Annotated in this window: 8 protein-coding genes; all 8 read left to right on the top strand. The window is 36.4% G+C overall.

Features of this window, described 5'->3' with window-relative positions:
- Nucleotides 1-89 precede the first annotated feature (89 nt).
- The 8 genes from M0D21_RS15340 to M0D21_RS15375 all read left to right on the top strand — a co-directional run bounded on the left by M0D21_RS15340 (nt 90) and on the right by M0D21_RS15375 (nt 12,596).
- Nucleotides 90-3,722: a cellulase family glycosylhydrolase gene (locus tag M0D21_RS15340; protein WP_248331076.1), complete on the top strand. Its 3,633-nt coding sequence runs from the start codon at nt 90-92 to the stop codon at nt 3,720-3,722.
- Nucleotides 3,723-3,750: 28 nt separating this feature from the next.
- Nucleotides 3,751-5,448: a carbohydrate-binding protein gene (locus tag M0D21_RS15345; protein ID WP_248331078.1), complete on the top strand. Its 1,698-nt coding sequence runs from the start codon at nt 3,751-3,753 to the stop codon at nt 5,446-5,448.
- A gap of 13 nt (nt 5,449-5,461) precedes the next feature.
- The gene (locus tag M0D21_RS15350; RefSeq protein ID WP_248331080.1) at nt 5,462-7,618 is read left to right on the top strand and encodes a beta-1,3-glucanase family protein; all 2,157 of its coding nucleotides are present in this window, start codon (nt 5,462-5,464) and stop codon (nt 7,616-7,618) included.
- 141 nt (nt 7,619-7,759) lie between these two features.
- A complete protein-coding gene (locus M0D21_RS15355) occupies nt 7,760-9,052 on the top strand; it encodes a lytic polysaccharide monooxygenase (protein WP_248331082.1) in 1,293 nt (430 codons plus the stop codon).
- A 183-nt stretch (nt 9,053-9,235) separates the two neighbouring features.
- Entirely contained in the window at nt 9,236-10,255 is a 1,020-nt protein-coding gene (locus M0D21_RS15360) for a M12 family metallopeptidase (RefSeq protein ID WP_248331084.1), read from the top strand.
- Nucleotides 10,256-10,473: 218 nt separating this feature from the next.
- Nucleotides 10,474-11,001 (top strand): DUF4442 domain-containing protein, encoded by a 528-nt coding sequence (locus M0D21_RS15365; protein WP_248331086.1) that lies wholly within the window; start codon nt 10,474-10,476, stop codon nt 10,999-11,001.
- Between the two features lie 48 nt (nt 11,002-11,049).
- On the top strand, nt 11,050-11,574 hold the full coding sequence (locus tag M0D21_RS15370) for an STM3941 family protein (protein ID WP_248331089.1): 525 nt from the start codon (nt 11,050-11,052) through the stop codon (nt 11,572-11,574).
- 113 nt (nt 11,575-11,687) lie between these two features.
- Nucleotides 11,688-12,596 (top strand): helix-turn-helix domain-containing protein, encoded by a 909-nt coding sequence (locus tag M0D21_RS15375; protein ID WP_248331091.1) that lies wholly within the window; start codon nt 11,688-11,690, stop codon nt 12,594-12,596.
- Nucleotides 12,597-12,619: the final 23 nt, after the last annotated feature.

Below are 12,619 nucleotides of genomic sequence, written 5' to 3' on the forward strand. Positions count from 1 at the left end.
TACAAATAATTACCCGATAAGACCTTAATATCTTATCGGGTATTTTTTTACCTCTTTTTCGAGGATCATTCTAACTTAAAACCTAACTCATGAAAATACAAAATACATTAGCCAAATATGTTGTTTTGATACCTTTTGTGTTCAGCATACTCTTTAGTTCTACTACCTTAGCACAGAATACCCCTGTAGCCCAAAATGGTCAGCTAAAAGTATGCGGGACACAACTTTGTAATCAGTATAACCAACCCATACAACTAAGAGGAATGAGTACCCATGGCATACAATGGTATGGGTGGGGAGATTGTTTAACAGAATCTTCTCTAGACGCATTGGCCTATGATTGGGAAGCTGATATTCTTCGTATTTCACTATATGTTCAAGAAGGCGGCTACGAAACAGACCCGACAGGATTTACAAATCAAGTAACCCGATTAATTGACGAAGCTACAGAAAGGGGAATGTACGCGCTTGTAGACTGGCATCAGCTTACTCCCGGTGATCCTAATGCAAATCTTGAAAATGCAAAACGATTCTTTACAGATATTGCAAATCTTCATAAAAACAACAACAATATTATTTATGACGTATGTAACGAACCCAATGGAACCGGTGTAAACTGGAATCGTATTAAAACTTATGCAGACCAAATTATTCCTGTAATTAGAGGAATTGATAATGATGCTGTAGTTTTGGTAGGAACTCAAGGTTGGGCAACTTTTGGAGTATCTGGAGAGGGAAATCTACAAGACGTGATAAACAACCCGTTGCAGTTTGAGAATGTAATGTACACATTTCACTTTTATGCTAAAAGTCACCAAGATGCTTATTTAACTACTTTGGATCAGGCTTCAAGTCAATTACCAGTTTTTGTCACAGAATTTGGTAGTCAGGAATTTACAGGAGATGGACCAAATGATTTTGTAATGACCCAACGTTTTATTGATTTAATGAGGGAAAAAAAAATAAGCTGGACCAGTTGGAATTATTCTGATGATACAAGATCTGGAGCTGCCTGGCAACCTGGTACATGTTCTGGAGGGCCGTGGAATATAAACAGATTAAAAGAGGCTGGAAGTTGGATAAGAGATAAAATTAAATTTCCAGCAGATAATTTCCCGGGAGGAGGTACAGGAGATACTCAGTCTCCATATCTGGGAACTCCAGCCACCATTCCAGGAATAATTGAAGCAGAAAACTATGATTTAGGAGGATCTACAATAGCGTATAATGATCTTACTTCTGCAAATCAAGGAAATTCATATCGTACTGATGAGGTAGATATCGAACCGTGTTCAGAAGGTGGTTATAATGTTGGTTGGATTAGTGATGGGGAATGGTTAGAATACACAGTCAATGTTCAGGAGGCAAGAAACTATACGTTTGAAGCTAGAGTAGCAGCAATAACCGAGGGTAGACAATTTCATCTTGAAGTAAATAATCAAGATGTTAGTGGAGCTTTAGTGGTTCCAAATACAGGTGGATGGCAAATCTGGCAAACGGTTTCTGCAAATATTACTCTTAATGCAGGGGAGCAAGTAATTCGAGTGGTTATGGATAGTAATGATTTTAACTTACATCGTATGACCTTTAAAAATGAAACTACTTCCGACAATATTCCTCCTTCTGTAACCCTTACGGCTCCACAACAAGGAGCTAGCTACACCGAAGGACAGATGATAGCCATTTCGGCAAATGCCTCTGATACCGATGGTAGTGTAGACCTTGTTTCATTTTTTGTTGATGGAAATAAAATTGGAGAAGATACTTCTGCTCCTTATGAGATTACATGGGTTTCAACTTCAGGAAATCATTCAATTTCTGCAACGGCAATTGATAATAATAATATAAGCGCCACTTCTGAAACGATATCTATTTCTGTAAATAGTGACTCAGGAGGCACTGGTTGCAGTGAACCGCAATATGAAGAAAATGGAGGTTACCAAGCAGGTAGTATTGTTCAAAATAATGGTAGTACTTATGAATGTAAACCTTATCCATTTTCAGGATGGTGTAATGGAGCTGCTTGGGCTTATGCTCCGGGAGAAGGGACATATTGGCAAGATGCTTGGGTGTTAATAGGGGAGTGCGACGGAGGAAATCCTCCAGATGGAAATGAATCTCCTTCGGTTGTAATTACACAACCCATTAATGGCCAATCGTTTTCAAATGGAAGCACAATTACGATTACGACTTCTGCCTCAGATACTGATGGTACTATTACCAAAGTAGAATTTTTGAGTAATGGTGTAAAAATAGGGGAAGATACCGTTGCTCCTTATAGTTTTAATTGGGGTAATGTTTCTAACGGAAACTATACTTTATCAGCTCTGGCCACAGATGACGATAATGCAACAACCACATCTTCCCCGATTACAATTTCGGTAGGATCAGTTACTCCACCGCCAACTACAGATCTTCCTGCAAGAATTTTGAATGGGTATTGGCATAATTTTCAAAATGGATCTGGATTAATAAAATTACGAGATGTGTCTCCCAATTGGGATGTGATTAATGTTTCTTTTGCTGTATCTAAAGTATCACCTACCGATGGAGAAATTGAGTTTAAGCTGGACCCTGAATTTGGAACTATTAATTATGATGTGAGTGAATTTAAGTCTGACATTAAGTTTCTACAAAGTCAAGGTAAGAAAGTGATTATTTCTATTGGCGGTGCAGAGGGACAAGTACAATTGAATACAACATCTGCAAGAGATAAATTTATTTCTTCGATGATTTCGATTATTGAGGAATATGGATTCGATGGTATGGATATCGATTTCGAAGGTCAATCACTTTCTTTTAATCTTGGTGATACCGATTTCGAAAATCCAACTACCCCTGTAATTGTAAATACCATCGATGCCGTAAGAGATGTATGTAATCATTTTGGGAACGATTTTATTCTAACTATGGCTCCAGAAACGTTTTTCGTGCAGTTGGGATATTCTTTTTATGGAGGTATTTCTGCCGGAGCCGATAGAAGAGCAGGAGCCTATTTACCTTTAATTCATGCACTACGAGATAAACTTACTTTTCTACAAGTGCAGTATTACAACTCAGGGTCAATTACAGCTTTGGATGATCAATTTTATGGTATGGGGAATTCAGATTTTTATGTGTCCTTGGTAGATATGTTACTTAAAGGTTTTCCTATTACCAGAGATCAGAATAAGTTTTTTCCAGCATTACGACCAGATCAAATCCTTATTGGCGTACCAGCTACAGTTAACGCAGGTAATGGGCATACAGGTGCACAAGGAGTGATTACAGCATTAGATTATTTAATTAAAGGAGAATCATTTGGTGGCCAATATAATCTTGCTCAAACCTATCCGGGTTTAAGGGGGGTAATGAGTTGGTCGATTAATTGGGATGCATTTGAAAATAAAAACTTTTCAAATGAGGTAAGAGACTATCTTGATGGGCTTGATGATAAAAGTTCTCCAGCCAATTCAGTAAAAATAATAGATGAGGTTACTCTTGCTTTGTTTCCTAATCCGGTTACAAAATATCTACATATCATTCAGAAAACACCTATAACCGATTTTGAAGTTATCATATATAATATCCATGGGAGTCAGGTGTACAAAGAAATGGGTTTAAAAACAGAAAAATCAACCAAATCTATTACTCTGGATTTGGAGCGGTTAGAACAAGGAATGTATTTCTATACTACAAGGGTAAACGGCAAGGAATACAAAGGAAAGTTGATTAAGGAATAGTGGTAATAACTTTTAAAACCCAACGATTATGAAAATAATTAAAATACAAATTCTGCTATTTTTTCTAATTAGTATTTGCAGTCATTTAACAATGGCTCAGAACTGGACTTTGGTCTGGCAGGATGAATTTACGAATGGAATTAGTCCCGATTGGGTGTTCGAAACTGGCAACGGAAATTCAGGATGGGGTAATAACGAACTGCAGTATTACCGAAGAGAGAATGCTACGGTAGAAAATGGTCATTTGGTTATTACAGCTAGAAGAGAGAGTATAGGTGGGTATAATTACACATCATCAAGAATGAAAACCCAGGGAAAGAAATCCTGGAAATATGGTAAGGTAGAAGCTCGAATTTCGGTTCCTGCATTTCTTGGATCATGGCCAGCATTTTGGATGTTAGGTGATAACATTTCAACTATTGGTTGGCCTGCATGTGGAGAAATAGATATTATGGAGCATGTGAATACTGAAGCACAAACGCACGGTACCATTCATTGGCAGGATCATAACAATGCATATGCAAGTTATACCGGATCAACATCAGTGAACTCTGTTACCAATTTTCATACATATACCATAGAATGGGATGAATTGGCAATTAAATGGTTTGTAGATGGAAATCTGTATCATGAAGCTAGCATTGAAAACGGAGTAAATGGCACCTCTGAATTTCATAATAACTTTTTCATTCTTCTCAATATGGCTATAGGAGGAAACTGGCCCGGTTTCAATATCGATAATACCGCATTTCCTGCACGTATGTTAGTGGATTATGTTCGCATTTATCAAAAAACTGGAACTTCTTCAGGACCAGTAAGTTTATTTCAGCATTGCGATTTTGACGGGTATTCTGTAGCGCTACAGGAAGGGAGTTATACGATGAGTCAATTACAATCTTTAGGGCTTGTAGATAACGATATTTCTTCTTTAAAAGTACAAGAAGATTTTCAAATCAGGTTATATGAGCATGATAATTTTACTGGAGCTTCAATAGTGAAAACTAGTGATGATACTTGTTTGGTAAATGATGGGTTTAACGATATTATGAGTTCTGCTATTGTGTCTGGGGTACAATCTTCATGGTTAACACAGATTGAAGCAGAAGACTATATTGTTCAATCAGGAACGCAAACCGAAGCCTGCTCTGAAGGCGGACTTAATGTCGGTTGGATAGATACCAACGATTGGTTGGTATGGAATGTAAACATACCTAATGCAGGGAGTTATTTAATCGAATACCGTGTTGCAAGTCCAAATAATGGAGGCGTACTTCAGCTTGAAAAAGCCGGTGGCATCCCAGTCTATGGTTCATTAACCATTCCCAATACCGGAGGATGGCAAAACTGGACTTCGATATCACATGCAGTTAATTTAGATGGAGGGGCACAAGAAATTGCAATCAAAGCACCTGCCGGAGGCTGGAATATTAACTGGCTAAAAATTAGCAGTACCTCAAACGGGATAAAATCTATGATAAGGGAGACGGTTTCCAAGAGCGATGATCTTATTGTTTTTCCAGTTCCTGCCAAAGATGTTTTAACCATACAAGGAACCAGCCTCAAATCTTCTTTAGGAATATATTCTATCGATGGAAAACTTATTCGTGAGACAGATACAAAGGGGAAAGATGGAGCAACGATTTTAGATGTACAAGAACTAAAATCTGGATTATATGTTATTAAAGATTTTAAGACTGGTAAAACTACCCGTTTTTCCAAAGAATAAATAAAAAGCAAAAATGAAGACTAACACAAACTCAATATATAAAAGGTATATTAAATATTCTATTGTCATATTCATGGTGATGTGCCAATACGGCTTAGTTTCACAAACATTACCTTATGAAGTAGAAAATAATTCAGATTTTCCCGACGATCAAGTGTATATAGCTATTGTAGGGATTACAGACGGACATGTTTGGGTGGATCCGGTAACTGGTCAGGTAAATCAAATGAGTGTTTCAGATAATACTGTTCCAGGTCCTGTGATTGGTGGAAATCAAGGTCCTGGTAATAACGCACTGTATGCCAACTGTTTTAGAAAACTTAGTGATATTCCTAATAAGACAATTAATATTCCTAAGATAGCAGGTTGTAGAATGATGCTTTCTTTCGGAAGTCAATTGTATTTGTACTTCTTTGGCCACTCTGGTGATCCAAGTGGTTACGCAGCACCTAACTTGTCTAATCCAACTGATCCTAATCAAGGGATCAAATATGAACTTATAGAGTTAACCTTTAATGATTTTGGACTTTGGTGTAATACAACACGAGTAGATTCATATCAATACCCTATGGGACTTGAAGTTTGGGGAGGTAATAATTTTTACAAAAGAGTAGGAGAACTGAAAACACATCAGGATATCTTATCGGAATGGCAATCTGCGGCACCTTCAGAATTTCAAAGTTTAGTAGATGTATCTGAAGGAATCATACATTTTCCAACTAAGACTACCACCTTTCCTACCAATTTTTTTCAGTCTTATATAGATGCTATATGGAGTAAGTACAGAACCGATGAATTGGTATTTAATTCGGGTCAAGCTGGAGTATGGCGTGGAAGAGTGAACGGGAATGAATTTGTGTTTACCAGAGATGGTGATGGGCAAATAGCCAGAATACCGGGTAAACCTACAACACTTGAAGCTATGGAAGGAAGTGGGGTATTGGCCTCTGGTGATAGATGGGATTTGGTAGTTCAAGCACAATTTGTGGCTGCCATCACAAGACATGCAATAGATCTTAATGTGCCTTCGGGAGTGTATCAGGATTTTGGAGATACTTCAAAATATTATCAGACATGGCCTTATAATTGGTACTCCAAGTTTTTTCATAGATCAGATATTAGTCAAGACAGTCAGACATACACTTTTGCATATGATGATGTATTTGATCAGTCGGCTACAGTTCACACTCCAAACCCCACAAATATAAAAATTACGATTGGTGGTTTTTTTGGATCTACATCACCCGATTTAGGAGTGGTAACACTTTTTCAACATTGTAATTATAGTGGATCTTCTGTTTCGCTTTCCGAAGGGAGTTATACACTTGGTCAACTTCAGGAAAAAGGAATTACAAACGATGATATTTCTTCAATAAGGGTACAAAACGGATACGAAGTAACGCTGTATCAAGATGACAACTTTACGGGACGTTCTTTGATTAAAACCGCAGATGATACTTGTCTGGTTGATGACAATTTTAATGATGAAATAAGTTCTTTAGGGATTTCTAAAGTAAGCTCATCTCAGTCTATTATGATTGAAGCAGAAGATTTTGTAGCAGAGTCAGGTGTACAAACTGAGCCTTGTTCTGAAGGAGGTCTAAATGTAGGTTATATAGATGCTGATGATTGGCTAGTTTGGGATGTAGATATTCCAACAGGAGGAAGTTACTTGGTAGAATATAGAGTGGCCAGCCCAAATATAGGAGGTACGCTTCAACTGGAAAAAGGAGGAGGAGCCCTGGTTTATGGAAATATGACTGTACCCAATACCGGAGGATGGCAAAATTGGAGTACTATTCAACATACTGTAAATCTGGAGTCTGGAGTACAACAAATAGCAATTAAAGCCCTTGTTGGTGGCTGGAATATCAACTGGTTAAAAATTAGTGCTACTTCAAATAGTATAAAAGCTAGTAAAAACGATGTAAGTATTAGTAATGAAGGTTTTATAGCATTTCCTATACCTACAACAAAGGTTTTAAATGTAATCGGTTTATCACCTCAATCTCATATCGGAATTTATAATATGAATGGAAATATTATTCAGGAAACCGAAACAAAAGTAAGAGACGGTAGAACAATATTAGATGTGCAACATCTAAAACCTGGATTATATATAATAAAAGATTTCAAAACAAATAAAACCATACGTTTTGTAAAGCAATAAAAATTACTGCTGTAGACTTTACTTCAGAATTAATACATGCCTAGGGTGTATAGAATTACACCTTAGGTTTGATTTCGTTTTTAAGATTTCCTATCCTTAATAACCCCTACTCATTATGTCTAATCTAAAATTTATGAAGTCATGAAAAGAATCAGTTTTTTCTTGTTTCTATTGTTCCTTATGAGTCTTTCTCAATATGTGTTTTCACATGGCACTGTAATTTGGCCTCCAAGTCGAATTTATAATTGTTATACCAATCCCTCTACAGATGTTTGTCAGCCTTGCGGCAATGCAATTTATAATTGGATGGGTGTTTTACAACCAGATACCAATTTTGGGAGACATCAAGATTATGTTCCAGATGGTCAAATTGCTAGTGGAGGTAATGGTAGTGGGATTGATTTTAGCTGTCTTGATGCTTTAACTACTGCTTGGCCTGCTACAAGAGTTAATCATGGATACATCGATGTAAAATGGGAAAACACAGCCCCTCATAAAACACAATATTATAAGGTGTATATTACTCCTCTAAATTGGGATCCCACAAAACCCTTACTTTGGAATGAACTGCTCGAGATTGGTCATGTTGGTCAAAGCCCAGCTGCATCTTTCACGACCATTAGATCTTTTATTCCAGATTCATATGTAGGTAAAAGAGCTGCTCTGGTTAGTGTTTGGCAGAGAGATTATAACGAAAGTCATGAAGCATTTTACGCTGTAAGTGATATACTGGTTGATGGCCAGGGTAGTTGTAATACGGGGGATACCGTAGGAATTACTTTTACCAACACTACAAATTGTGATCTGCAGTATTTTCAGAATGATATTGTACAAGGTTCAGCAAGCGCGGGAGACACTTATACTACAGAAGCCATAGTAGGTAGTGAGTGGCAAGCCAAGGATACCTCAGGAACTACAATTGATAATTTTACAGTGATTTGTGAACAGACGAACTATACTTCAACAGGGAATTGTACAGGAGGTGATCATGGTTGCAATGGTATACCAACTTGGTCTTCTTCCTATATCTATGTGGGTGGAGACACTGTAACCTATAATGGAGTAGAATATCAAGCAAAATGGTGGACCAAAGGAGACAATCCCGAAGAGAATTCTGGTCAATGGGATGTTTGGAAGAACATTGGTGACTGTATTAATACTAGCTCAAAAGAATCACTTAAAATCACAAGTATATTAGGTTCAAGAGGAAGAATTTCTACTATACATTTCCAAGTAGATGTTACAAGGAAATTGACTATGACCATTCGTAATTTGTCAAATCAAGTAATGTTGACAGTGTTTGAGAATGAACCTAAATTATCTGGTAAACATAAACATTCCTTTGATTCGAAAAGTTTACCTTCAGGAATTTATATATGCGTTTTGGAAGGTTATAATGGAGGCTTTACATCGCAGAAAATTATTATTAAATAAGAAATGATCTGGACTTAGTTGTTCAAAAAAAACCGAATACTAAAAGAATGCCTGCAAATTCTAGATAATGTCGCAACCATAGGTTTGCAGGTATTTATTTTATAGTTATAAACAGTAAGTACTTTTTATAAAGTGCCAACCTAATTCTATAAACCAAACACAAACTCAAACGTAACTACAGTCATGAAAAAGACAATCACACAGTCATTACTCATGGGGCTAATGATAGCCGCATGTACCAATGAAAAATTTGATGATGTAATCGCTACAGATACATTAAAAAATGATACAGTAGAAATGGCGTATCCTGAAGAAACAGGTAAAGTCACCGAAATGTATCATGCTGGGGAAAAACTTGCTATTGAAGAAATTAATGGAGAATATATCTTTGAAGGAGATATTATTTTCACAAAAGACATGTTATTAAAAACAGCTGAAAAGGTTGTTTTTGAACCGGGAGAAGCCTCATCTACCAAAAGTGTAGGTAGAACTGGAGGTCGCTGGCCAAATAATACGGTATATTATACCATAGATAGCGGTCTGCCTAAACAATATAGGGTTACCGATGCAATTGCCCACTGGGAAGCTAATACTGCTTTAAGATTTGTACAACGAACAAATCAAAACAATTACATTCGATTTAGAAAAGGATCTGGATGTTCTTCTAGTGTAGGTATGATAGGGGGGCGTCAAAATATTAATCTAGCAGATGGGTGTTCAACTGGAAGCACTATTCATGAAATTGGCCATGCGGTTGGATTGTGGCATGAGCAAAGCCGAGCAGATCGCGAGAACTGGATTACTATACAATGGCAAAATATACAATCGGGCAAAGAGCATAATTTTCAAACGTACGTGCAAAGAGGACGAGACGGAGACGAATATACCAATAGTCTCGATTTTGGATCTATAATGATGTATAGTTCGAAAGCTTTTTCTAAAAACGGACAACGTACGATTACCAGAAAAGACGGAAGCGGATATAGTACTCAGCGTAATGGGTTATCCTCTAGCGACCTAGAAGGGATTAATAAAATGTATCCTGCCAATGGTGGTGGTGAAGAATATGAAAACGGGAATTATTACACTATCCATGGGGTACGCGTATATCGTTGGAATAACCAATGGTGGTATTACGATAGTAGTCAGAGCCGCTGGAGGCGTGTAGAATTGAGAGGAACAACTTGGTACTACATTAGTTAAGTAAACTATAAGCAATGTTTTTTATAGATCCCTGAATTGGTAGACGGTTCAGGGGTTTTCTCTTTTACAACCTTACAGACCATTCAGATAACCAATAATATAAATCATAAGAGAATCTATATAAAAGTTCTAGATGTCTTTGTTCAAAATAATAGTATTACTTTTCTTCATTTATAATCTATAGCTTTGCAGCCTGACGAAGTAAGAAAACTAAGTATATGTCTATTTATCAAAAAATAGCCGAAATAGGTACAAAGTACCTAGGAAAGGATATTCTCTTTAAGTACGGTTTTAATTTATCGCCAATGTACCGAAGAAGTACTGGTAGAATTATTGAAGTTTCAAAAGATATCCTTAAGGTAAAAATAAAACTAAGGATAAGTTATAAAAACCGTAACTATGTAAATTCTATTTTTGGAGGGAGTATGTTTTCTGCAGTTGACCCTATTCCGATGGTACAGTTGATCAACCTTATTGGCGATGATTATGTAGTTTGGGATAAATCTGCTCAGGTTTTTTTTAAAAGACCTGCCAAAGAGCATTTGTATGCCGAGTTTATATATACACCTGAGGAGTTAGAAGAAATTAAAGCAAGAGTAGCTCAAGAAAAGGAAATAGAAATTGAAAAAATTACATTATTAACCAATAAAGAGACCTCCAAAACCTTTTGTGAAGTTAGAAAGGTTATATATGTAGCCGATAAATCTTTTTATAAAGAGAAACGAAAGAAAGTAAAACAGGTATAGCCTAAGTTTTATTTATTACATTTATAAGTGGATACAACCACTGATTGAATGAACGAAATCAAAATTTATAAATCTCCCTGGAAAGCCATCAAACTAGTACTTTTGTGCTCCATATTTGTTGGTTTAGGAATTTGGTTGCTAACTACCGACTCGCCTAAATGGATTAGTTGGTTAGGTATTGGTTTTTTCGGTTTGGGATATCCTGTAGGTATTTTTAATCTTTTAGATCGAAGACCCCAGATTATCATCAATAAAATTGGAATTTTTGATCGAACTGCCCATAACGAATTCATCAATTGGGAACTTATTCAAGATGCATATCCGATAAGTATTAGTGGGCAAGAGTTCGTATGTTTGGTTATTGATGAAGAATTCAAACCTTCGCGTACCAAAAATGCTTTTAGAAAAAATGTTGTAAAGTGGAACGAAGCGCTGGGAGCACAAGAACTCAATATTAATTTGGGTCAGGTAAAGATGAAAGCCGTAGAACTTGCCATCTTTATAAGTGCTATCCATAATGCAGAAGCAGATACAAGAAACCAACTTATAAAAACACTTCCGTTAAAAACATAGATTGCATTATTACTGCAATATCTGTGATTTGTGTTAGGTATAGTATATTTTCTGTTTAAGTTTACTGGCGATGATACATATCTTTGTGTTAAGATGTATTAATCTAAGAGAAGATGAGCGAAGAAATTTTAAGAATAAGATCTATAAGTCAATTACACGAAGTATGTGGTTTTGATAAACCTACACACCCACTTATTAGTATTGTTGATGTTTCTCAATGGGAGATAGGTGAGGAATGGATAGGAGTAAAAACTACTCATGATTTATATTCTATTGCATTAAAAGATAGGGGGTGCGGGTTGCAATACGGAAGAAATTCTTATGATTTTGATGAAGGAGTACTCATTTTTACAGCTCCTAGTCAAGTGGTATCACTAGATAAACCCCAAAAATTGAATGAGGTACAAGGTTGGATGCTCTTTTTTCATCCTGATCTGATTCGTAGTACTGCATTGGGACAACGGATTGATGGGTATAAATTCTTTTCTTATGATGTGCATGAGGCGTTACATTTGTCAGATACAGAACAAAATACAATTACCGAATGTATTAATCTTATAAAAAACGAGATCAAAGAGCGTATAGATAATCATAGTCAAATTGTGATTTCTTCTACTTTAGAGTTATTACTCAATTATTCATCTAGATATTATGAACGACAATTCAATACGCGATCTGCACAAAATTCAGATACCATATCAATGTTTACGGCTATCCTAAAAACATACTACAAAGAAGGAAAGTTGAGTACAGATGGGGTGCCTTCAATAGATTATTTTGCCGAAAAAGTACATCTTTCTCCTAATTACTTGAGCGATCTCTTAAAAAAGGAGACAGGTTACAGTGCCAAAGATCATATCCATAATTTCATAGTAGAAAAAGCAAAAACATTATTGTGGAGTACTACAGATTCTATTAGTGGTGTCGCGTATACGTTAGGGTTTAATTATCCCCATTATTTTAGCCGGTTATTCAAATCTAAAACCGGAATGACTCCTCAGGAATATAGACAGTTGAATTGATTATAACATAAATTGCAGTAATC

The organism is Aquimarina acroporae (genome assembly GCF_023195925.1).
GTDB classification, from domain to species: domain Bacteria; phylum Bacteroidota; class Bacteroidia; order Flavobacteriales; family Flavobacteriaceae; genus Aquimarina; species Aquimarina acroporae.

Bases quoted from the DNA above. Each gene is read 5' to 3' on its own strand.
- M0D21_RS15340 (WP_248331076.1), top strand. From the start codon at position 90: ATGAAAATACAAAATACATTAGCCAAATATGTTGTTTTGATACCTTTT.
- M0D21_RS15345 (WP_248331078.1), top strand. From the start codon at position 3,751: ATGAAAATAATTAAAATACAAATTCTGCTATTTTTTCTAATTAGTATT.
- M0D21_RS15350 (WP_248331080.1), top strand. From the start codon at position 5,462: ATGAAGACTAACACAAACTCAATATATAAAAGGTATATTAAATATTCT.
- M0D21_RS15355 (WP_248331082.1), top strand. From the start codon at position 7,760: ATGAAAAGAATCAGTTTTTTCTTGTTTCTATTGTTCCTTATGAGTCTT.
- M0D21_RS15360 (WP_248331084.1), top strand. From the start codon at position 9,236: ATGAAAAAGACAATCACACAGTCATTACTCATGGGGCTAATGATAGCC.
- M0D21_RS15365 (WP_248331086.1), top strand. From the start codon at position 10,474: ATGTCTATTTATCAAAAAATAGCCGAAATAGGTACAAAGTACCTAGGA.
- M0D21_RS15370 (WP_248331089.1), top strand. From the start codon at position 11,050: ATGAACGAAATCAAAATTTATAAATCTCCCTGGAAAGCCATCAAACTA.
- M0D21_RS15375 (WP_248331091.1), top strand. From the start codon at position 11,688: ATGAGCGAAGAAATTTTAAGAATAAGATCTATAAGTCAATTACACGAA.